This is a genomic window from Flectobacillus sp. BAB-3569, from assembly GCF_002270355.1.
GTDB classification, from domain to species: Bacteria; Bacteroidota; Bacteroidia; order Cytophagales; family Spirosomataceae; genus Flectobacillus; species Flectobacillus roseus.
Genome location: NZ_NJFZ01000009.1, coordinates 113,636 through 136,242, shown reverse-complemented (window position 1 = coordinate 136,242; position 22,607 = coordinate 113,636). Strand labels below are relative to the sequence as shown.

The 22,607-nt window shown below is 37.3% G+C and carries 22 protein-coding genes and 1 other RNA gene; 11 read left to right on the top strand and 12 right to left on the bottom strand.

What is annotated here, in order from left to right; translation table 11 throughout:
• Positions 1 to 167: 167 nt before the first annotated feature.
• Together BWI92_RS09840 and BWI92_RS09835 are read right to left on the bottom strand one after the other, a co-directional pair.
• Entirely contained in the window at positions 168 to 911 is a 744-nt protein-coding gene (locus BWI92_RS09840) for a LytTR family DNA-binding domain-containing protein (RefSeq protein ID WP_095162528.1), read from the bottom strand.
• Between the two features lie 97 nt (positions 912 to 1,008).
• Positions 1,009 to 2,133: a sensor histidine kinase gene (locus BWI92_RS09835; RefSeq protein ID WP_095162525.1), complete on the bottom strand. Its 1,125-nt coding sequence runs from the start codon at positions 2,131 to 2,133 to the stop codon at positions 1,009 to 1,011.
• An 836-nt stretch (positions 2,134 to 2,969) separates the two neighbouring features.
• Between BWI92_RS09835 and BWI92_RS28145 the strand changes: the two genes are divergently transcribed.
• The 3 genes from BWI92_RS28145 to BWI92_RS09825 all read left to right on the top strand — a co-directional run bounded on the left by BWI92_RS28145 (position 2,970) and on the right by BWI92_RS09825 (position 5,613).
• On the top strand, positions 2,970 to 3,956 hold the full coding sequence (locus tag BWI92_RS28145; RefSeq protein ID WP_229362935.1) for a carbohydrate binding family 9 domain-containing protein: 987 nt from the start codon (positions 2,970 to 2,972) through the stop codon (positions 3,954 to 3,956).
• Positions 3,957 to 3,958: 2 nt separating this feature from the next.
• Positions 3,959 to 5,170: a hypothetical protein gene (locus tag BWI92_RS28140; RefSeq protein ID WP_229362932.1), complete on the top strand. Its 1,212-nt coding sequence runs from the start codon at positions 3,959 to 3,961 to the stop codon at positions 5,168 to 5,170.
• 86 nt (positions 5,171 to 5,256) lie between these two features.
• The gene (locus tag BWI92_RS09825; RefSeq protein ID WP_095162522.1) at positions 5,257 to 5,613 is read left to right on the top strand and encodes a glyoxalase; all 357 of its coding nucleotides are present in this window, start codon (positions 5,257 to 5,259) and stop codon (positions 5,611 to 5,613) included.
• Here the strand turns inward: BWI92_RS09825 and BWI92_RS09820 are convergent.
• On the bottom strand, positions 5,589 to 6,443 hold the full coding sequence (locus BWI92_RS09820; protein ID WP_095162519.1) for a DMT family transporter: 855 nt from the start codon (positions 6,441 to 6,443) through the stop codon (positions 5,589 to 5,591). The genes BWI92_RS09825 and BWI92_RS09820 overlap by 25 nt on opposite strands.
• A 120-nt stretch (positions 6,444 to 6,563) precedes the next feature.
• Between BWI92_RS09820 and BWI92_RS09815 the strand changes: the two genes are divergently transcribed.
• Together BWI92_RS09815 and BWI92_RS09810 are read left to right on the top strand one after the other, a co-directional pair.
• Positions 6,564 to 7,598: a low specificity L-threonine aldolase gene (locus BWI92_RS09815; protein WP_095162516.1), complete on the top strand. Its 1,035-nt coding sequence runs from the start codon at positions 6,564 to 6,566 to the stop codon at positions 7,596 to 7,598.
• A 209-nt stretch (positions 7,599 to 7,807) separates the two neighbouring features.
• Entirely contained in the window at positions 7,808 to 8,791 is a 984-nt protein-coding gene (locus tag BWI92_RS09810) for a cytochrome c (protein WP_095162514.1), read from the top strand.
• A gap of 84 nt (positions 8,792 to 8,875) precedes the next feature.
• Here BWI92_RS09810 and BWI92_RS09805 read toward each other — a convergent pair whose 3' ends face one another.
• Together BWI92_RS09805 and galK are read right to left on the bottom strand one after the other, a co-directional pair.
• Positions 8,876 to 9,913: a UDP-glucose--hexose-1-phosphate uridylyltransferase gene (locus BWI92_RS09805; RefSeq protein WP_095162512.1), complete on the bottom strand. Its 1,038-nt coding sequence runs from the start codon at positions 9,911 to 9,913 to the stop codon at positions 8,876 to 8,878.
• 86 nt (positions 9,914 to 9,999) lie between these two features.
• Positions 10,000 to 11,151 carry a galactokinase gene (galK, locus tag BWI92_RS09800; RefSeq protein ID WP_095162510.1) on the bottom strand — a complete coding sequence of 384 codons (1,152 nt, stop codon included), beginning with the start codon at positions 11,149 to 11,151 and terminating at the stop codon, positions 10,000 to 10,002.
• A gap of 391 nt (positions 11,152 to 11,542) precedes the next feature.
• Here galK and BWI92_RS28480 point away from each other — a divergent pair, with 391 nt between their 5' ends.
• A complete protein-coding gene (locus tag BWI92_RS28480) occupies positions 11,543 to 12,088 on the top strand; it encodes a LacI family DNA-binding transcriptional regulator (RefSeq protein ID WP_095162508.1) in 546 nt (181 codons plus the stop codon).
• Complete coding sequence (locus tag BWI92_RS28475; protein WP_095162506.1) at positions 12,066 to 12,548, top strand: substrate-binding domain-containing protein; 483 nt, start codon at positions 12,066 to 12,068, stop codon at positions 12,546 to 12,548. Before BWI92_RS28480 ends, BWI92_RS28475 begins: the two co-directional genes overlap by 23 nt.
• A 245-nt stretch (positions 12,549 to 12,793) precedes the next feature.
• On the opposite strand, the gene BWI92_RS09785 is transcribed toward BWI92_RS28475, so the two are convergent.
• Positions 12,794 to 13,429 (bottom strand): helix-turn-helix domain-containing protein, encoded by a 636-nt coding sequence (locus tag BWI92_RS09785; protein ID WP_095162503.1) that lies wholly within the window; start codon positions 13,427 to 13,429, stop codon positions 12,794 to 12,796.
• Positions 13,430 to 13,747: 318 nt separating this feature from the next.
• Between BWI92_RS09785 and BWI92_RS09775 the strand changes: the two genes are divergently transcribed.
• Positions 13,748 to 14,713: a phytanoyl-CoA dioxygenase family protein gene (locus tag BWI92_RS09775; RefSeq protein ID WP_095162499.1), complete on the top strand. Its 966-nt coding sequence runs from the start codon at positions 13,748 to 13,750 to the stop codon at positions 14,711 to 14,713.
• A 44-nt stretch (positions 14,714 to 14,757) separates the two neighbouring features.
• On the opposite strand, the gene ssrA is transcribed toward BWI92_RS09775, so the two are convergent.
• The 5 genes from ssrA to BWI92_RS09745 all read right to left on the bottom strand — a co-directional run bounded on the left by ssrA (position 14,758) and on the right by BWI92_RS09745 (position 19,412).
• Positions 14,758 to 15,156, bottom strand: a transfer-messenger RNA (tmRNA) gene (ssrA, locus tag BWI92_RS09770).
• A gap of 193 nt (positions 15,157 to 15,349) precedes the next feature.
• A complete protein-coding gene (locus BWI92_RS09765) occupies positions 15,350 to 16,486 on the bottom strand; it encodes a TonB-dependent receptor domain-containing protein (protein ID WP_095162497.1) in 1,137 nt (378 codons plus the stop codon).
• Entirely contained in the window at positions 16,483 to 17,412 is a 930-nt protein-coding gene (locus tag BWI92_RS09760) for a TonB-dependent receptor plug domain-containing protein (protein ID WP_095162495.1), read from the bottom strand. Before BWI92_RS09760 ends, BWI92_RS09765 begins: the two co-directional genes overlap by 4 nt.
• An 868-nt stretch (positions 17,413 to 18,280) precedes the next feature.
• The gene (locus BWI92_RS09750) at positions 18,281 to 18,652 is read right to left on the bottom strand and encodes a co-chaperone GroES family protein (RefSeq protein WP_095162490.1); all 372 of its coding nucleotides are present in this window, start codon (positions 18,650 to 18,652) and stop codon (positions 18,281 to 18,283) included.
• A gap of 247 nt (positions 18,653 to 18,899) precedes the next feature.
• Positions 18,900 to 19,412 carry a metallophosphoesterase gene (locus BWI92_RS09745; RefSeq protein WP_095162487.1) on the bottom strand — a complete coding sequence of 171 codons (513 nt, stop codon included), beginning with the start codon at positions 19,410 to 19,412 and terminating at the stop codon, positions 18,900 to 18,902.
• A 160-nt stretch (positions 19,413 to 19,572) separates the two neighbouring features.
• On the opposite strand from BWI92_RS09745, the gene BWI92_RS09740 reads away from it, so the two are divergent.
• Entirely contained in the window at positions 19,573 to 20,214 is a 642-nt protein-coding gene (locus BWI92_RS09740) for a hypothetical protein (protein ID WP_095162485.1), read from the top strand.
• Positions 20,215 to 20,280: 66 nt separating this feature from the next.
• Here BWI92_RS09740 and BWI92_RS09735 read toward each other — a convergent pair whose 3' ends face one another.
• A complete protein-coding gene (locus BWI92_RS09735) occupies positions 20,281 to 20,892 on the bottom strand; it encodes a hypothetical protein (RefSeq protein ID WP_095162483.1) in 612 nt (203 codons plus the stop codon).
• A 70-nt stretch (positions 20,893 to 20,962) separates the two neighbouring features.
• On the opposite strand from BWI92_RS09735, the gene BWI92_RS09730 reads away from it, so the two are divergent.
• Positions 20,963 to 21,457, top strand: coding sequence for a GNAT family N-acetyltransferase (locus tag BWI92_RS09730; protein ID WP_095162481.1), 495 nt, complete (start codon positions 20,963 to 20,965; stop codon positions 21,455 to 21,457).
• 109 nt (positions 21,458 to 21,566) lie between these two features.
• Positions 21,567 to 22,559 carry a zinc dependent phospholipase C family protein gene (locus BWI92_RS09725; RefSeq protein WP_095162479.1) on the top strand — a complete coding sequence of 331 codons (993 nt, stop codon included), beginning with the start codon at positions 21,567 to 21,569 and terminating at the stop codon, positions 22,557 to 22,559.
• Positions 22,560 to 22,607 lie beyond the last annotated feature (48 nt).

Sequence of the window (22,607 nt, the reverse complement as noted above, 5' to 3'; positions counted from 1 at the left end):
CTGATGTTGGATTTCGGAGGTATATAAAAAGAGGTATTTGAACTTTTTCACTGAATTTTGTAAAACAGTTTCAAACTGTTAAAAAATGAGTCCAAGACTAAGTCTTGAACTAGTAAATCCAATTTTGTCTAGTAATCAGATAATTCAGCATTAATCCGACTCAGAACTTACTTCACTGCTAAAACTCCTGTTTTATAAATTTTCTCAAGAATATCTTCTCTAAAACTTCTTCCAATCGGCAATGAGCGATTATTGACAATCAGGTCATTAGCTTCGATAGAAGTTACTTTATGAATCGCGACAATGAATGATTTATGAATTCGAGCAAAATCATCTTCTGGTAGTATTTCTCCTATGCCATTCATGGTTTGATAAGTCACATAAGATTCAGAAGTTGTATGCACTCGGATATAATCTTTCAAACTTTCGATAAACAGAATATCATTGAAATACACTTTCACGATTCGTTTGTCTACTTTGATAAACATTGCCTCTGGCTTACCAGCAGGCGCTTGAGGTTGGAAAGCGTTGGCCTCGGTAACCAAATCTATCTCTTCTGATTTTTGTTGAACCTTATTCACAGCTTTGACAAATCTTTGAAAAGGGATAGGTTTTACCAAATAATCGACCACATCCAACTCATAACTTTCTACAGCATAATCACGATAGGCAGTCGTAATAATTACTTTGGGTGGATTGTGTAAGCTTCTCAATAATTCTAATCCATCTAAAGTTGGCATTTCTATATCCAAAAATAAAAGGTCAATCCCTCCTTTTTGCAATAAATTAAATGCCTGAATGCCATTTTCACAACGCCCTACAAGCTCCAATCCCTCTACTCGCTGAATAAAAGTCTCAAGCACGTCAAGGGCTAATGGCTCATCGTCTACAATTAGCGTTTTTAATTTCATATAAATTTAGTTTTGGGAATATCGTCAAACCTTGGAAAAATAGCGTTTAAACATGACCTAAGCATAAGTGGAAATCCAATTACCAAGGGTCATGCTGCTATTTATTTGATTTTGATTCACTTAAAACAACAGGCTCAAAAGGTAATTCTAGACTAATCGAATACTCTTTGGCCGTTGGTAATATCTGGAGCTTATAGTTCTTACCATACAAAAGATCCAAACGACGTTGTACATTTTTCAAGCCTAGTCCTTTGTGTTTTTTCCTTGAAGATTGATTTTCAAATCTTGGGTTTGTCACACCAAAAACCAATTTGTCATGAAGGATATTCAACTCAATTTTAAGATAAATTTCCCCAGTCTCATGCGATGTACCATGTTTAAAAGCATTTTCGATAAATGGTAAAAGCAAAAGTGGTGGGATTTTCTTTTTGTCCACCTCTCCTATGATATCAAAATCCAAGTGTAGACGCTTGCCAAATCGCAAACCTTCCAAGTCCAAATAATTTTTGATATGTTCTACTTCTTTACGAAGGGTAGTTTCCAAACTATCTGACTCATACAACATATAACTCATTAAATCAGAAAGCTTTACAACAACCTCTGGAGCCAAATCAGACTTCTTTAGTGTTAATGAATATAGGTTATTTAAAGTATTGAAAAAGAAATGGGGTTGAATTTGAGATTTCAAAAACTCCAACTCATTCTTCAAATTTTGTTTTTCAAGATCTTTGATTTTTTCTTGGTGTCCAATCCAATCTTTAGTCAATTTAATTCCCGTAGTCATACCAAATACCGAAATCATGTCAAACATTCGCTTGACAGTTGGCTTGGGATCAAACAAAATATCTGAGCGGTAACCAACAGGGCAATAGTTGATATAAATCAAATGATTAATCAATGTTTGGAAGCAGGCTACGGCCAACAAAGTGGAGCCTGTCAACAAGACCCCGTATTGGAGATATTTACCTTTCAATAAAAACTTTGGAATAAAGTAGTAGATATTACCGTACACAAGGGTCAGGTAAAAAGGAAATTTTACAGCAAACTCAAAAAAAGCTTCTGAATAGTCATCCTTCAAAAAACCTAGATAAAGGGTATTGTACAAGCTAATTACTATCCAGAAAAGCGTATGATAAACTGCTCGTCTAGCCAGAATTTTCTTTAGCGGGATATCCTGTAAAATAACAGTGCGTGTATGATTGAGAGCGGCTGATGTTTCCAATGTAATGCGTTAATATGTGTAAACAAGATTTTTGATAAAATCCTGTATTTCAACTTCGTATAAAAATCCAATTCTATTTTGTCTGTATCCAAAATCTCACCTAAGGCTATTTCTTGGTAATCTTGTTTACCAAAATTAAGAATAATCCTTTGTGTAAAAAACGCCCTAGGTTAAAAAATAAAAGCTTTTTCGACAAACAACTTCGAGCGAATGATAAGTGCCTTTTACGCTGAAAACGTCATTGGTCGAGTACTTATTCAAGCTTGGCGAATAAATTTAGCGGTTAGTCCTAATAATATGATTTTTGCAAGAAGTTTTTTGGTTACACTTCGTTTAACAAACTTGTTGAGGTTCTTCTGAACGTAGCGAATGGACTGGTGAGACATCCATTTTGTGAATCTCAACTTTGGTTAAAAGATTAAAATTAATTTGGTTAGGGGTTAGGGACTTGGCTTTGCTTTGTCCCTAATTTTATGAGCAATAGGTTTGGAGCTATTGGGTATCAGCTTTGGGCTATGGGTTATTTTTTTGGGGGAAAACTTAAGTAATCATGCAGAATAAGATTTTGGTTAGGTGTTTAGGCACAAGGCAATGAGTGTTAAAATGTTTCTAAATAACCACAGCCATGCTATTTTCAAAAGTCCACCACCAAAAGCCCAAAGAACAATTTTGAATTTTATTTTGCCCATGGACTTAAAATCAAATCAGATACGTACATTATCCCTGTTTCAATTGCCATTCAACACAAATTTACAGCACCTTTTAACGAGTTTTTTAAACTTTGTTTTTCCAAAAAATTAACCTCTTTCTTCCATCAACAAGTAAATTTTATCAATATGTTAAAGCTTTTACAGCTAGGAAGTTTTTTGCTTCTCACCCAATCGATATTGGCACAAAATACCTTTACCCCACAACATCCTCGCCAAAAAACCATTGCAAAGAACATTACTAAACCCTTGAAAATAGATGGCAAATTGGATGAGTCAGAATGGGAAAAGGCACCTTCGGTAAGGCTCGAATTTGAGGTAGAACCGCATCAAGGTCAAAAAGCCAAACAAAACACTTCGGTCAAACTACTTTACAATAAGGATTTTCTGTATATCGCTGGTATTTGTCATGATTCTTTAGGAAAAAAGTTTTTACGTGCCCCTGATTTTCGTAGAGATTTTGAACCACGCAACCACGATTCTTTCGGGGTAACTATTGATGGTTTCAATGACAAACGCAATGCCATGACAATGATTACCAACCCTTACGGTACTCAGCGAGATTTGCTTGCCTTCGACGACATCCTCTACGACGAAGATTGGGATGGACTTTGGCGAGTACGCACTTCTCGCTCAGACTCAGGCTGGGTAGCAGAGATAGCTATTCCTTGGCAAACTTTGCGCTATCCCAAAAATCAACAAATACACGCTTGGGGAATCAACTTTTTCAGAAATCGTCGCTCTAGTAATTCTACCTACACTTGGTCGCCCTATCCTCGCTCCTTTTCTGTCAATCGTATGGAATACGCAGGGGTCCTGGATAGCCTTTTAGCACCTCCACCTTCTGTGACCAATATCCGTGTTATTCCTTATATGCTCTATGCTTTTGACCATTATAAAGGCTCTGAGTATGAAAAGCAAGGCGGCTCGGGTTCGTTCAAAACTGGTGGCGAAATCAAATGGGCGATTAATCCCAATACGGTTTTAGACCTGACCTTCAACACAGATTTTGCCCAAGCCGACGCAGACCGACAGGTTAATAATGTGACAAGATTTTCTGTTTTTTTCCTGAAAGGAGACAGTTTTTTCTTGAAAATGCTTCTTTATTTGGCGTAGGTTTGTCACCCATTGAAGATTTGGCGGGTGGCGCTATGCGTATTCAACCATTTTTTAGTAGAAGAATTGGCTTAGATGCCAATGCCCGTCCTGTACCCATTGAAGTAGGTGCAAGAATGGTCTATCGCTCTGAGAAAAGGAATTTTGGCGCCATTGCCATTCGTCAGAATGATGGAGGAAATATTGGTAATACTGACTTTTTTGTAGGAAGATTTTCGGAAAATATTGGCTCTCAAAACCGTATTGGAGCACTCTTTACCCTCAAAAACACCAATGACTACAATAACCTGACAGGTGCTGTAGACGGCTTTTTCCGCTTATCCAATGTGCTTTCGCTGAGTTCGATGGCGATGTTTTCTAAAAACTCCAACGAATCAAATACAGGCTTAGCTGCTTACAATCAGCTTCATTACAGAAACAATCAGGTGGTGGCATGGTACACGCAGTCTTACGTCAGCAAGGAGTATAATCCTGAAATGGGTTTTGTGTCAAGAAACGATGTGCTGAGCAATACCCCAGGCTTTTATTTGACTGTTCGAAAACCTTGGTTGCCAAAGTGGGTACGTAGCTTCGAACCTGGCGTATTTATTGAATATTACCACCAAGCCTCCACTGGCAACTTGCAGGAGCGTCAGCTTAATTTTAATCCCATTTGGGTCAATCTTCAATCTGGTGGATTTGCGGGGATTTTTTATGCTAACTATTATCAAAGACTCGACGAATCTTTTGCACCCTTAGATATCGAAATCAAACCTGCTGAATACAATTATAATCGCTATACGCTTTACCTAGGTAGCGACCAATCGAAAAAGATTTCTTATTTCCTAAACCACGAACGAGGAGGATATTATGATGGAAGTTTGAACTATACCTCTTTTAGTTTGAGACTGGCGCCTTCACCTCATTCGTCCTTTAATTTAGGTTTTGAGAACAATGAGTTTAAAGAAGTAGGTATTTTGAAAGAATCTAAAAGCGTTCAGCTTTATAGCATAGAAGGACGTTTGGCGCTGAATCCACGTTTGCAATTGATTGGTTTTTACCAAAAAAATACCCAAAACAATCGAGATACTTTCAATGTTAGATTTTCGTGGGAATACCGCCCGCTTTCATATATTTATTTAGTATTCAACCAAAGAGGATTTACAGGCACTGATTTTACCAAACAACAAGAACAACATCTGATTAGTAAAATATCTTATTTGAAGCAGTTTTAGGTAAAAGTTCAGGGAGAAAAATTAACATTTTCGCCCTGAATATCCTTTGCAAGTATAGACTTTAGGAAAGTATAAAAAAAGTATTTATGCGTCCAGAAATCATTACACAACCCAGTGAGTCTGTTTTAGAAAGCTTTCAGAATCAAACACTCAGACCTATTCTCAAACAACAGAATGAGCTATTATTAGCTATTTTTCGACAGTATGTTTCGGTTAGAAAAGGAGCATTTTACAAATTATCCGAAACAGAACAACTCGAATATATTAGTCATTCGGTAAAAAGAGATATGAAGTTTAAGCACTATCTCGAAGGTATCATTGCAGGTCATTTTACACTTGAAGAATATCAACTTTTTCTAGAAAATGAAGAAGAATTGACCAAACGCCTTATCAATCTTTTGGTTCAGAGACTACAATCTCAATTGCGTTTGTTGACCAAATAAATACCAAGCATTACAATCAGACCACCTACAATTTGTTCTGTTCTTAAAACTTCATTGAGTAAAAAATAAGATATAACAGCCGTCAATACGGGTTGGAGCAACAAGGTTGGTGACACCACCGCTGCAGGAATATGCCCCAAAGCATAATTTATGGATAACCAACCCGCCAGATGGCAGATTACGCCCATGGCGATAAAAGCCCACCATGTTTGGGTATCAAAACCAAGCAACTGCCAGTCACCAAACCAACATATTCCCCACGAAAGAATCATGCACGGTATAAGCGACCATGCCATAAAATTGACCGTATCGATGCCTCCTCTGACTTTTTGCGTCACCAGCATATATCCAGCATAAAATACCGCCGCTGTAATCGCCATTAGATGGCCAACACCAACGCTTTGATTTTGAAGTAAATCCCTTCCTGCCACAATGAAAATACCTAATAAAGATACGCCCAAGCCCATCCAGTAGCGTCGAGAGAGACGTTGTTTGAAAAAAAACATAGCCCCCAAACCCACAAAAACAGAGGCATTGTTAGCCAATAAAGTAGAAACCGAAGCCGAAGTTTTTAGGATAGAAATATTCCAGAAAGACATATCCAGCACAAATAAGAGTCCACCCAGACCAATCCAGCTCACCGTTTTTGCAGAAGGTACTTTTACGCCTTTTACTAACCAGATAGGCAATAACCCCACAAAGCAAAAAAAGTATCGGTAAAAACCAGAAGTGAGTGCTGGAGCATGAGCCATTTTGACAAATATTGCTGACCATGCAATGCAAAATACGCCTAGTAATAGGCATAGATAAGCTTTAGTTAGTTGATTCAAGGTATTGATTAGTTTGGAAACAGAAGTAGTTATTTTTTCACTTCTCCAAAATTAAGTAAATTGCCGAAAATCTAGATAGCAATTTTTGTAAACAATACATTATCATCAACTACTAATCCCATGAGTGAATTAAGACCTTTAGAATTAAGAAGCGATACTTTTACCAAGCCTACCCCAGCCATGCTCGAAGCGATGTTTAACGCAGAAGTTGGTGACGATGTTTTTGAAGAAGATACCACCGTCAAAAAGCTGGAAGCCAAAGCTGCGGAGATGTTTGGCTATGAAGCTGGATTATTCTGTACGTCGGGTACAATGACCAACCAAATCGCCATTAATGTACATGTCAATCAAGGTGACGAAGTGATTTGTGATGCACTCTCACACGTGTATTTGTATGAAGGCGGTGGTATTGCCTCCAACTCATCGGCATCTGTGAATTTACTTCATGGCAATAGAGGACGAATTACTGCAGAACAAATCATTGATGTGATTCAGCCAGACAACTTGCACCATCCTATTTCGAGATTGGTATCTTTAGAGAATACCGTAAACAAAGGAGGGGGTGCCTATTATGATATTCAAGAGATTGTAAAGATTAAAGAAGTTTGTACAGCTCACAACATGGCATTGCATTTGGACGGAGCACGTATTTTCAATGCCTTAGTCGAAACTAAAGAATCGCCAAAACAATATGGTGAACTGTTCGATTCTATGTCGATTTGTCTATCCAAAGGACTTGGTATTCCTGTGGGTTCTGTTTTATTAGGAACAAAAGACTTTATCAAGAAAGCCCGTCGTGTGCGTAAACGTTGGGGAGGCGGTTGGCGTCAAGCTGGCTATTTGGCAGCCGCAGGGATTTATGCTTTAGATAATCATATTGACAGACTTACAGAAGACCATCAGCGTGCAAGAGCCATTGGCGAATTAATGTCTCAAAAAGCAGAGGTTCTTGAAGTATTACCAGTAGATACCAATATTGTGATTTTCACCTTGGATAATGGTATTCTATCTTCTGACTATGTCAAAAAATTGGCTGAAGTTGGTATCAAGGCAGCGACATTTGGCAAACATCAAGTTCGTTTTGTAACCCATTTGGATTTTACAGACCAAGATTTAGAAGAGTTTTCGGTAAGAATAAAAAAAGATATTTTGTAGAAAAAAATTGGTGGTAAAGATATTAACAAAAGAATCTTGTCAAGGTTTTGCGTATATATACACCTTTGCCACCAAGCCCAACACAATCAACCATTTACAAACAGATACCATTTAATAAGATTCAAATAGTTTGATTGGATGTTTATATATTTTTTAGGTATTTAAGATTATTTCTCATGTAAACCCTACAATGTATAACTCCATAAACTATGAAAAAACTACCTAAAATTCTTTTATTACTCTTTGCAATAGTAATAATCGGAATCGTCGGCATCCTATCCTACGTATCCCTTGCCCTGCCCGATGTGGGTCCTCCTCCTGAGATTAGTATTAAACCCAACGCTGCCTCTATCGAAAATGGTAGATACTTAGCCAATCACGTGGCGGTTTGTATTGACTGTCACAGTACGAGGGATTATACCCTATTCGCTGCCCCTCCTATTGCAGGTACAGAAGGCAAAGGCGGCGAAACCTTCGATCATCGCTTAGGTTTCCCTGGCAGCTATACTGCCAAGAATATCACTCCTTCGGGTCTTGGAAATTGGACAGATGGTGAAATTTATAGAGCTATGACCACTGGTGTGAGTAAAGACGGACATGCACTTTTTCCTATTATGCCATACCCTTATTACGCCTCGATGGATCCTCAAGATGCCAATGATATTATCGCATATATCAGAACACTAAAACCCCTTGAAAATACACCGCCTCCTTCTACCTCAGATTTTCCAATGAATTTTATCATTAATACCATTCCGCAGAAAGCTAAAGCAATGTCCAAACCTCGTGAAGATGATGTGCTAAAGTATGGAGAATACTTAATTACGATAGCTTCTTGCAGAGAATGCCATACAAAACCAGATGATAAAGGAGGAAAAGTACCGGGAATGGATTATGCAGGAGGGTTCGTATTCCCAATGCCAGGATACGGGACACTGGTTTCGCCCAATATTACACCAGACCCTGAAACAGGGATAGGAAAATGGACCAAAGAAGCGTTTGTAGCTAGATTCAAAGCTTATGCAGATAGCACCTACCAATCACCAAAAGTTGGCAAAGGTCAATTTCAAACTATGATGCCTTGGACTATGTACAGTGGTATGAAGGTAAAAGATATAGAAGCTATTTATACCTACCTCAAAAGTATAAAACCTGTAAAAAATAAGGTTGTCAAATTTACTTCTGAAATATAGGCATCTGTGGCGAATTGTGATTGAGTGATTGAAGACTTTTCAAATGGTTCATCTTCACACACTCAATCACAATTCGCTAATTTACTAGATACTTTTATAATGCACTTCTGATAAATCTCTCAAAATTGCCGCACTTTTTTCCGCTGAAATGTCTCTTTGTGGATTGGCTAACATCTCATAACCTACCATAAATTTCTTAACCGTTGCGGAACGCAATAAAGGTGGGTAAAACACAAAATGCCAATGCCACTCTTCGTGAGGCAAACCATCGGTTGGCGCTTGGTGAATACCCGCAGAATACGGGAATGATGTCTCAAACAAGTTATCATATTTCACTGTCAAACGCTTATAGGCATTTGCTAATGCATCACGTTCCTCAGAAGTCATTTCGCTGATACGCGCCATTTTACGTTTTGGAATCAACATGGCTTCAAATGGCCATACTGCCCAGAATGGCACTAAAGCTACAAAATGCTCGTTTTCAAACAATACACGCTCTTTTTTCTCTAATTCTTTTTCCAAATAATCAGCCAAAAGCGAACGGTTGTGTTTAGCCCAATATTTAGCTTGTGCATTTTGTTTCTTTAACGGTTCGTCAGGAATACCGCTTTGTGCCCAGATTTGTCCATGTGGATGTGGGTTTGAACATCCCATGACAAAGCCTTTATTCTCAAAAATCTGAACATAATTGATAAAATCCTTTGCCCCTAAAGCATTGTATTCCGCCACCCAAGCATCTACAACAGCACGGATTCCCTCCTCCGACATTTCTGGAACGGTAAGGTTGTGAGCGGGTGAAAAACAAATCACACGACCTACGCCTTTTTCCGTTTTTGCTAAAAACAATTCGCCATCTTCATATTTTTCGTCTGGCGTATCTTTCAGTAATGCAGCAAAGTCATTATCGAAGACATACACTTGCTCATAATTAGGATTTACTTCGCCATTGGCACGCGTATTTCCTGCACACAAATAGCAATCTGGATCATGTGCTGGACGTTCGTCATTCGCTAATTTTTCTACCTGACCTTGCCAAGGACGTTTGGCACGGTGCGGTGATACTAATACCCAACTTTCAGTAAGTGGGTTATATCTACGATGTGGATTTTCGTCGAAATTCATAAAATATGGTAAGCTGTCAGCAAAACACTGTAAGCTTTTTTGTTTTTTACCATGCCTAAATTTTACTTAAGGACATGATTATTTTTTTAAACTAATTCTGTTCCGTTAGTGAGTGCTACTACATAATACACCAACTCACGGTTATACTCTTTTTGATAAGCTTCTGTCAATTGTGCAATAAGAGCGTCTAATTGAGCTTTTTCGACAATATTAACAGTACAACCACCAAAACCACCTCCCATCATACGAGAACCAATGACAGCAGCGTTATCTTTGGTTTGGTCTACCAAAAAGTCTAATTCTGGACAACTAACCTCATAATCATGTTGTAAACCATGATGGGTTTCATACATTTTTTGCCCAAAAGTGGCTAAGTCATGTTGTAAAAGAGCCTCGCAAGCCACTTCTACACGCTCAATTTCTCCAATCACATATCTGGCACGACGATACACAGCATCAGTCATCGAAGCCTGCACCTGAGCCAACATATCAAATGACACATCTCTCCAAGATTTAACCTCAGAGAATTGAGTTGCAATCAAGCGTAAGCCCTCTTCACATTCCAAGCGACGAGTATTATATTCAGAATCGCCCAATGAGTGTTTTACGCCAGTATTGCATAATACAACCACGTGGTTGGGTAATGCAATTGGGAAATATTGGTACGAAAGATCACGACAATCCAAACGGATTACAGAATCCTTTTTGCCAAACATTGAAGCAAACTGATCCATTATACCACAGTTTACACCAACAAAATTATTTTCGGCAGCTTTCGAGATTTGCACCATTTGCAAAGTCGATAAGCCTAATTCATAGATATGATTGATTGCAAATGAAAGACCTGTTTCGACTGCAGCCGAAGAAGAAACTCCAGCGCCCAAAGGAATATCCCCTCCGAAAACCAAATTGAAACCACCAAACTGATTACCTGCTTTTTGAAGCTCATCTACTACCCCAATCAAATAATTACACCAAGAATGCTCAGAAGCAACAGGATTATCTACCGAAAAAACGGTTGAACTATCCAAATCGAAAGCAACAACATGACATTCGTTGTCTGGACGTGGAGAAACAGAAAAGTAAATAGCCTTGTCTATACTAGCTGGTAAAACGTAGCCATCGTTATAGTCCGTATGCTCGCCAATGAGATTGATACGTCCAGGTGCACGAACTGTAATGGTTGGTTCAGCCGAGAAGGTTTCGACAAATTTTTTGATGATTGATTCAGGATACATGTTAAGTTGTTTCAAAAAGATTGCATAAGGTAAGATGACATAGACTTGGTACTTTTCGATGAATATCAAACAAGAAGCTTTACTCTTCGACTTGTAACCTACTTGTCACCGTAGGCCAAACAGCTTGAAAAAACACAATCTGAAAGTTTTTTTATACAGTTGGCACAAATGGATATTCAAAGGAATCAATTTTTTAAGCAAAAAGCTAACATAACCGATTGGGTAAAGTCTCAATTTAACAAATCTTAAGTAAAATGAGCTATAAAGGGTATAATCAAACATTTGCACAGATTTGCACAATTTAGGGAATCGTAAATCCTACTAAGACTATTGCAGGAATGTTTGTAATTTAGCAGTTCCATAAGCCTAGGCTTGGGACTTCCTGAAAAATATGCAAAAGACACAAGTTACAATCAAACATATAGCGCAAGCGTTGAATATTTCGATTTCGACCGTTTCACGCGCATTGCAAAATCATCCACGAATTGGTTTGAGAACGAAAGAAAAGGTTTTTGAAATGGCTCAAAGACTCAATTATGTTCCTAACCCTGCGGCAATTTTGCTCAAAAAGAATAAAACTTATACAATTGGCGTTGTACTTCCTCATTTACAAGAAGAGTTTTTTTCCCAGGCGATTACCGCCATTGAAGATGTTATTTCAGCAGAAAATTATAATGTAGTTGTTAGTCAATCTCGTGATAAACTGGAAAGAGAAAACAGAGCCATCAAATCCTTCATCAGCAGCCGTGTCGATGGCGTTATTGCTTCTATTTCGGCCGAAACTACCCAATATTATCAATTTAGAGAATTAGAAAAATATGGAATTCCTATCGTATTTTTTGACCGAGCGCCTAAAGATGTTGCTGTCAATAAAGTAAGAGGGAATATCGCAGATGCTGCTTTTGAAGTAATAGATTTTTGGCCAAAAAGGCATTAAAAAAGTAGCCATTCTGAATGGCCCTGCCAGTTTAGAAATCTCCGACGAGCGCCTAATGGGTTATTGGGGAGCTATGAAAAAGTTTAATCTTCCCATCATTCAAAACTATATTAAATCTACTGATTTAAGTAAAGAAGATACCACGAAGAAAATGATTGAGCTGTTGAATGGTGAAGAATTGCCAGAGGCAGTTTTTTGCTTCAATGACTATGTGGCACTGTATGCCATGCAAGCCTGCAAACAAAAAGGTCTTGTTCCGAATAAAGATATCGTGTTTGTAAGCTTTGCCAATCTTCCTATTACTACTTATTTGGATAACCCTCCACTAGCGTCGGTAGAACAGTTCGCGTATCAAATGGGAGAAAAAGCGGCGCAACTATTGTTAAAAATCATCCAAGCAGAAAAGGAAACACTTGAACCTGAAGACATTGTAGTAAACACTAAGCTAATTGTACATTGAGTTGGGCTTTAGTGCCTGAGCTGTAGGCTTTTTCTTAGCCGTTGTTGGTCTTTTGAGCAACAACACAAGTATCAGAAACTCGTAGACTATAAAAACGAACATTTACTTTAGTAGAAATACTGTATTTCATAAGGGTAAATTTGATACTTGCTTTCGCACGTATTGTCGGTCAAAAGACCAACAATGGCAAAAAAGACCAACAACGACAAAAAATCAGAAATCCCAAATCTGAAATAGTCTGATATTTATTGTTGTTTTAACACAAACTGTGGAGGTCGCTGTTTGGACAACATCAATAATATTCCTTCATAGGTTAATGTCTCTAATAGTTTTTTAGCACGGTATTCCGAAATATTAACCAATTTGGCGTATTCTCTTGCAGACACTCTTTTATTTTTCTTCAAAAATACCATTAAGTATTTTACATTTTGTTGTTCCAACAATTCACTTTCAACAGCTTTGTCGGTCTTATCCAAAATTTGAGACATTTCTTTGGATACAGGCGTTGTTTGATCATTGGCACGAACATAAACAGTCCGATTGCCTTTTTCGTCCAAAGCTTCATGAGGTTTATCAGAACTCTCATCAATTTCAACGACTAGAACTTTTTTCCTGTTCTCCCACATAATCGCACGATAACGAATTTCGAGAGGAGGAATAACCAAGTGCTCAGCAGCCTCTGCCAACTTAGTCATTTCTTCTAATTCCGAGCAACCTTTTACCGAACGGTCGTCGTTGATACCAATCAAAAGAGTACCTCCAGCGGTATTAGCAAATGCCGAAATAGTACGGGCTATTTTAAAAGGACTATCAATTTTACTTTTAAATTCAAGCTGAGAAGACTCTCTTTGGGTTAAATATTTGGTTAAGATTTCTGACATTTTATCAAATTAAACAAGCTATATTCTGCTGTTTACAGAGTATTAATTTTCTTTAATCAATTTTGAATTTGGATAGCTTTGTTTTCCAAGAAACAATACTTTTCCCTAGTTTTACACAAAGATACATATTACCATGGTCTATCACTTCGAAATAGTGAGATGTAAAGTAGTTTTTCAAAATTTCAGAAAAATAAGCTATCTTGTAAAGTCTTTTCCTTTGTGGCAAATGCATATACATATCCATTGCTATCACAGGAACCTGTAAAAAAATCCTATTAAAGATTTTAGTTTAATCAAAAATAATAAATCATTTATATTATGAATTTACCTTGGGTAGAATCTCCTTTTTTTAACGAAATCCTCAAAACCAAGAATCTCACCGAAGAAGAGAAACAACTAGCGACTGAATATAACAAGAATGGTTTTGTTGTATTAAGAAATGTTTTTCCAGAGGATGTAATCGACCAAGTAAAAGCCGATATGAATCAAAAGGGCTTTAACGAAGACTTTCCTGTAACTGTTTACAGAGATAAAACTCGTATTCAGGACCTTTGGCAATATTCAGATAGTACCAAACAGATTTCGTCAAACGACACGATCATGAAGACCTTGGAAATGCTTTACGACCGTGAGCCTATTCCATTTCAAACCCTAAATTTCAAGTTTGGGTCTCAACAAAGAGCACACTCAGATACGATTCACTTTAGTTCAATTCCTGCACGTTATATGTGTGGCGTTTGGGTGGCATTGGAAGATGTTACTCCAGAAAATGGTGCAGTATTCTACTACAGTGGCTCACACCGTATGCCAGAATACAACTTTGCGCACATTAAAGATGCTCCAGAGGATACAACCTACAACGACTACGTACAATACGAAGACTTCATGCAAAGCATCATGAATGTTTCTGAATTTGATAAGAAATTTTTCTATGCTAAAAAAGGAGATGCGTTAATTTGGTCTTCAAATATTATTCACGGAGGTTCAAAAGTAGAGGCAGAAGGTAGTACGCGTTACTCTCAAGTAACTCACTATTATTTCAAAGACTGTATCTACTACACGCCAATGTTGTCAAACATGGTAACCAACGAGCTATATTTGCGTAATGGTTTCAAGAATATCAAAACGGGAGAACCAGTTCAATCCAACTTCAACGGACATAATATCACGCCTATTTCAACAGGCAAAGATAAGTCTATCTTAAATAACCGTTTGGACGAAGTGAAGAAAATTATGGATTTAGTAAAGCTTAAAAACAAAATTGTAAATAAGCTTTTCAAATAAAACAAAAAACGCCTCTCGAAACAGTTTCGAGAGGCGTTTTTGTTTGGTGGAGACGGAGAGATTCGAACTCTCGTCCAGACAAGGAAACTCATAGCTTTCTACACGTTTAGTCTTGATTAATTGTCGGGAATACTTTGGTTCAAGCCGGACCAAAAATACTCCTTAGACTCGGTATACTAAATTTTACTCAGAGACATCAGTAAAACCCGACTCTGCATGTCGTCACCCCAATTCCACACGGCAGAGTTTGGCATGGAGGGATGTGGCAGGAAGCATCAACCTAGTTGAAAGCGACCTAAGACTTATCCTAAATTAGGAATTAAGCTGCCATGGCATACGAAGTATTGCCAGTTATTGTTTGAGTTGATTTTTAACAGGAGGTCTACCCTACTCCCGACGTGCTTACTATCAGAATACACAAGCTGTCAATACCGGTCGTCCCCAGTATTTTGTCTTAATAAGGTGCAAATATAACAATATTTCATCAATTTCTAAAATTCAAATCAATTATGCCAATACTGCTCTTTTAAGTCAAATGATTGATAAGATTTTCAAATATGTTAATCTACTAGTAGACATTATCTTACACTTACTGTTTTGCTTGTTATTCAAAGCCGACTCCATAAAATACTCATATTATATTCCCAATTTTATGCCTACATAAATCGTCCTTCCCGCGGCTGTCTCGTAGTATCTGTTAGCAGTTGCGTTGATTTGGATATTGGCAAAATAAGCAGTATCAAAAAGATTGTTTACGCCTACAAATGGTTCGATTAAAATCCCTTTTATGTGCTTTTGCCAACCTGCTCGCAAATTTAAAGTCTGGTATCCATCAACAGAAACACTATTGGCATCATTGGCATACATCGACGATATACTTCGGAATTGAGCAACCGCAAATACACCCGATTTAGGGAAATATCTTAATTCTCCATACACTTGATTTTTAGGAATTCCGGGCAAACGATTTCCTGCAAATTCTCCTGATAAGGTTTTATAACTTGTGTACACAAAATCTGAATAGGTATAATTGAGATAAGTCGTCAGTGCTGGGATAATTTGATAGCTTAATCCCAATTCTATCCCTTTACGAACAGATTCCCCTGCGTTTCTGTAGAAGGTACGTCCTACTTGGTTAGGCAATTGATAAGGAACAATTTCACCCTGTATATTTATCTGAAAAACGCTGACATCAACTCTGGTTTTATTACCTAACCAAGCCTTATATCCCAATTCATAATTTTGTGATTTTTGAGGATTCAAGTCTGGATTAAAGCCTCCTTGACCTGTGGGGTTGTTAGTCAACTCATTGAGAGAAGGTGTTTCGAAATTACTCGTGAAATTAGCATACAAAGTATTTCGTGGTGAAAGACTATATGAAATACCAACCATAGGGCTAAATCGTTGAAAATCTCTCTGAGCCGACTGATTGCCATCTGACAAAAATTTATCAGAAACACCTATTTTTATCCAGTCATATCTGGTATTTAGGACAACTCTGAGTGCTTGCAATGGCGAAAATTCCTGTAGGATATATGCACCAGTATTATCAAAGCTCTCGTCTTGGTCGAGGCGAAGAGTTGTTCGTACGCCTAATTTATTGTCGTATCGCTGACGATTATCAGCCTGATTCTCCAAATCCAAACCAGTACGCAATTTGTATCCCTTGGTCGCAAACTGATACGCTAGTCCACCTCCCCAAAATACACGTTGAAAGGCTATTTGACCACTAGCTTCAAAAGCTTGATTGGTATTGAAATCGCGATTTATCAAAAAACTCGTGCATTGACAGCACTTTTTTCTCCTAACTTTTGATCCAGAATTAACGCATTTCTCAACTGGTTGAAGGACTCTGTTGTATTATAATCTACATTAGCTTTGCGGGCTTGTGTTCGGTCTTTATTTACCTCTTCAATAGTCAATCCACCAGGGTCCTCGGCTTTGGGGCTATCAATATAAGTAGACAATAAACTTAATTTTGTTTTTTCAGACGGACGAAATCCTATCTTGAGGTTCAATAAATTACGCTCTAAAGCACTCTTTTGACGATATCCTGTACTTTCCAAACGAGATACACTTCCCAATACCGACCATGCTCCCCAAGAAGAACCAAACTTTACTTGATAGCGCTTTAAACCATAACTTCCAAATGTGCTTGATATTTCGGCGTATGGCTTACTTGGCATACTTTCGGTATTTAATGAAATAACTCCACCAGAGGCATTTCCATAAATCCCAGCAGTAGCTCCTTTTAGCACCTCTACTCTTTCAATCAACCCCACATCGATATTCCCCAATTTGGCGGTTCCATCTGGTGTTGATTCTGGCACGCCGTCAAGGACAATTTTCAGCCCGCGAATCCCAAAAGCAGCCCGAGCGCCAAATCCTCTTATGGATATTCTTAAGTCTTGAGCAAAATTCTCTGAATTCATGGCAAAAACGCCAGGTACGGTATTCAAAGCATCGAATAGAGATAGTTTTGTTTGACCAATTTGCAAACGAGCTTTTCCTATTGTTGTGACTGATACTGGCAGTTGATTTTCTTTTTGGGGAATTCGTGATGAAAGTACGGTGACAGGAGCTAATTCTTTTACAATATTGAGAGAATCCTGAGATGGTTTTTGTGCCCAAATACTGAAGGGAATTAAAAATAGCAAAGTGGCGTATTTCATGTGCTTGAGTGAAAAAGAAGGATTCATTTGGTTGCATTAAGACTACAGTAATTCAAAGCATAAAGGTACAATCAAAAAAACAAAACCCCGAAAAGTTTAGCTCTTCGAGGTTTATTATTTGATTAGGTATTTACTAAGGAAGTAAGGATTAAATTCTTTGGGAGAATAAAAAAATTTATATTCCATTCTAATATCCTAAGGATGAAAGATGGGGTTCAAAGTCAAAACATCCGCCAATGTTTACAAAACCCCACCAATTCAAACCCGTTCTACATTGGTTCAATTTACTGTTATATGCTTAATACATCCGCCAATGCAAAAGCACAATTAAAACAGAATGACGCCAAAATATAGACTGTAGGCTTCTTTACAGAAACCAAATATCATCAGCCTATCAGCAATCATGCGAAATAGGAATTAAAGACAAAAGTATATAGCTGTACATCCAAAATAATTTTGGGTACAATATCAAAAGTTAAGATTGGTTGAAGTTTTCTTTAAAGCACATAAGCACCTTTTCTAAAAGGCGATTTTTTAAAGAAATTTTAGCTAACAAACTCTTTGTATATTAGGCGAATACAAAAAATTACTAGCAACTCCATAAGCTTTTGTAGCGGCAAAAGGATGGAATAAAAACTAGAATAACTGAAGGCTCAATGTTATTCCAAGGCGATTATGTTTCTAAAAACACAATCTTCATGCCAAATGGAAGAAAAGAAATGAAAATATCCAAGTGTTACCTTTTGCTCAAGTTATTGGAGCTTTTCATTCAAATGAATAAGATTGAGGTACTTTATATTAATTCTTCCCAAAATTACTATGATTTATATTGGTTTAGAAAAATATTTTAGGATAACTCACGAATTATTAAAATAATTTACGAACTGCATATTTACTACCATTCTTCACGAACAATCATCAAAATTGCCGACTGAGAGATAATGATATATTTTTCATGATCTACTTCTACTTCAATGCCATTTCTCTTCAAAAATAAGGCTTGATCGCCTTCTTTTACCTGAAGAGGAATATATCGCACTTGATCTGAATCTTTCCAAGGCTCATCTTCTTGAACCGCTGGAATCGGAAATCCTGGACCAATTTTTATCACATATCCTTTTAATATTTCCTCCTTTTCTTGAACTGTTGGAGGCAAAAACAAGCCTGAACGAGTTACACCATTACTTTCTTGTGGGCGAACTAACACTTTATCACCCATCATAATCACTTTATCCAAAGTATTGATACCACCAATTGTCGTAATCATCTCTTTTAGTCTTTCTATTTTAGAAAAATTTGTTTCCGTGCAAAATTAAACAATATTTTACTCAAAAAATTAACATAGATTTAAAGAAAACTTAGTTAGTAGGCAAAATTGAATTCCAACATTGAGCTTTCGGCTTTCAGCAATGGGCTTTCGGCAAAAATATTCCCAGTTCAAAGAAGCTTTTTTGCGTAACTCCAACGGCTTACAGCCCATAATGTATTGATGCCATTTTATTTTGCACTAATACTTAACTGACTCTCGTTTTAGTTCTTGGCATATTTATGACCTCTACATCAAAAATACGCTTACCATCAATTTTTAGACGAACTGCTGTCTGAACAGGGTGAAAACCATGCTGCCCTGCGGCGCCTGGATTAATAAACAACATACCTTTTCTATTCAAATCTCTTTTAACTTGAAGAATGTGAGAATGCCCGCAAACAAATATTTCTGGCAACTTTAGTTCAAAACATTTCAGTGCATCTGGTTTGTATTTGGAAGGAGCACCAGCAATATGTGTCATACCTACTAAAACTTCTTCGCAATAAAAATGGTTTATTAATGGATAAGTCTGACGAATGGGTGTGCCATCAATATTACCATACACCCCAAAAACTGGCTTAAGTGCTGTCAAGGTATCGGATACCGCTACATCACCCCAGTCACCACCATGCCAAATTTGATCGCACCATTCTACGTGTTCCATCAACCTTGGATCAAGATAACTATGTGTATCTGATATAATTAATACTTTTTTCATATGATCACTCGGTCGTATTTTGTTAGTACTTTTTGTGATTATTTTATACATTTAAGCATATAATACCGAATTACATTCATTGACTAGAGAAACAAAATTGGCAGGTAAGCAATCTCTCTCTTCAGATTTGAAGACTTCCTAACATTCTGTAAATCCCAATATGAGCACTCAAGCATTTGAAATACAGTTATATGAAAAACTCAACCAGTTTTTCTTTGAGCATGATTACCTATTGATGGTAGATAAAAAGCAGTATAGAAAAATTACAAGCTCAGGATTTCTGAACGTTATTTTTACCTGCACTTCATACGAGAACGAAATTTTGCTGGATGTAAATATCGGTTGCCGAAATGAAAAGATTGAGCAAATTGCTCAACAATACCTTGGTAACTCGCGTGATTACTGGGGAGATGCCAACACCTTCGTGATTTCTATTGGAAAATTCAACGACTCCAAAAACTTTCGGTACAAAATTCAAACTGATTCGGATTTGGATGATGTTTGTGAAGAAGTTCGAAGTTTTATGCTAACACATGGCTTTGAGTTTTTAGAAACCCATTCATCGCTTGAAGCCATAAATCATATGTTTAATGCGACACCAAAGATTTCCTGTAAATATGCTTATAATCAATCACATAGACGATTCAAAGGATTAATCGTAGCGAAATTGGTAAATGACGATAACTTTAAGGATTTATTCGAAAAGCATCAACGAGGTCTTATTTTTTCAGTAGCTCCTGAAGAAGAACTTCAAAAATTTGATAGGCTTATGGGATTTTTGATGTATGTATCAGATAATTAAGAGTTTTGTTTGATAGATACAAGGCAATAGTAGACTATTTACCTATTGCCTTGTATCAACAACAACTTAGTTGATAGACTGTCCTACTGACTCAATCCACTCATTGAACAACTTGGTCTCTAATTGACAAGCTACTGAAGCATGATCTTCCCAATTACTTGAAAACTCTTTTAATTGAGTAATCATTTCCGCCAAATGTCCCTCTTCCTCCACAATAATAGATTTCATATTGACTTTTGACTTGGCTTGGTCTAGTACTTCTTGGTAAACAGGATATAATTCATCGGCACGAACTTCGATAGCATAAGTCACCAATAAATAAGCCGCATATTTGAGTTCAACCCCTGATAATTGCAAGGTAGCTTTTAGGTATTTACAAACCTGTAAATCAAGGAGATTCAGATAAGCATAACTAGCAAAAGGAGCTATCAAGAACTCATCATCATAAGTTGCATAATCGTCAATTTGGGCAACTTTCTGAATTTGTTTCTTTAGATAAAAAGCGTGACGAGCCTCCTCAGCGGCGTGTTTTAACACAATATAAGAAACTTTTCTTTTGTGTTCAGATGCTGAAATTTTTCTAGCACCAGTGTTTTCCATCAACGACAAAGTATTCAAAAAACGAGCATGAATTGCATTGTCGGATACGACTTTTCCTAAAATTTCTTGTAATTTCATATTCAAAAATATATTAATCGCAGTATGCTGTGGTTTTCTTCATCAAAAAATTAAATACTTTGTTTATTTTATGCAATTTCATTATGTAAACTATTCAAATCAGGAGCTTGCTGTAGTTCAGGAGTTATTTGAAGAATACTCTCTTGAACTGGGAATAGATCTATGTTTCCAAAATTTTGAGCAAGAACTTCAAACGCTATCAAAAGTCTACGCTCCACCGACGGGTTGCATAATTATATTGTATCATGAACAACATCCTGCAGGTTGTGTAGCACTGAAGCCTATAGGTCAGGGAGTTTGTGAAATGAAAAGACTATATATTCGTCCTGATTTTCGAGGTTTAAAATATGGAAAAAAATTAGCCCACGAATTAGTCTCATTTGCTCACAAAGCAGGGTATTCGACCATGAAATTAGATACCCTCACCACGCTAACAGACGCCATCAGGCTGTATCGTTCGATGAAATTTGTCGAAACAGCACCTTATGTCTACAATCCGTTAGACAATGTTTTATACTTTGAATTAAACTTAGAGGACTATTTTCAATCCAAACTTGAGAGTTAGCCCAATAGCTTTAATGCTTATCTATTCATAACAAACAAAAATAAAGCGCTATTGTTATTTTGCTTTTATCACACTACCTACAACACTTTTGTTGTTATTTAAAATTTTAATGAAAAAACTATTCATCACTTCTTCAGCCATTGTATTGCTTTTGGCACTTGGCTCGTGGGGATTCTTAGTCCACCGCACAATCCACCAAATTTCAATTTACTCACTTCCAAAACCATTGCAATTATTCTTTGGAAGCGAAATGGATTATCTCGTTTACAATTCTGTTCGCCCTGATGTTCGTCGCAAAGATGACCCAAAAGAGGAAACCAAACACTTCATCGACGGCGATGCGCCGGTTTTTGGCAAAGAAGGTCTTGACAATATTCCTCACAAATGGGAAGATGCCGTAAAAAAATACTCAGAAGATACCCTTCGCAAATACGGTACTGTACCTTGGGAGGTTTTGTGGCTCAAAGATAAGCTCACCAACGCATTTAAGAACAAACAAAAAGATAGTATTTTGTATTATGCGGCAGATATGGGACACTATATTTCGGATGCGCACGTGCCTTTGCACACTAGTTACAATTATGACGGTCAGTTGACTAACCAAAAGGGCTTGCACTCGTTGTGGGAAAGTACTGTTCCTGAACTCCATTTTGACTCTTATAATTTGTATCAAAAGCACAAAGCTCATTATTTGAAAAACCCTGAAGCTGAGATTTGGAAAGTTGCCCAAAAATCAAGCGAAATGCTTAAGGCTGTTTTTGAAGAAGAAATTAAGGCTTCTGAAGGATTTACTGAAGCTCAAAAATTTAAGCGTTCAGAAAGATTTGGTCAAATGCGCAAAAACTACACGCCTGAATTTGCCAAAGCCTATGCCAAACGTCTTGGCAACTCAGTAAATGAGCGTTTGTTAGAATCATCGCAATGTGTGGCTGACTTTTGGTACACTTGTTGGGTGGATGCGGGTTGTCCAGATTTGAGTGATATAACTAAAAATATGGACGCTACCAAGCAAAAAATCAAAACTGAAAGTAAAGCTTGGAAGAAAAATGAGCTTTTAAAAAATGGTTTACTTCAATCTCGCAAAGCTTCTCCTGAGAACTAGGTTATTGCTATTGAGTGATTTGTGATTGAATGAGTGATTATTCTTTAA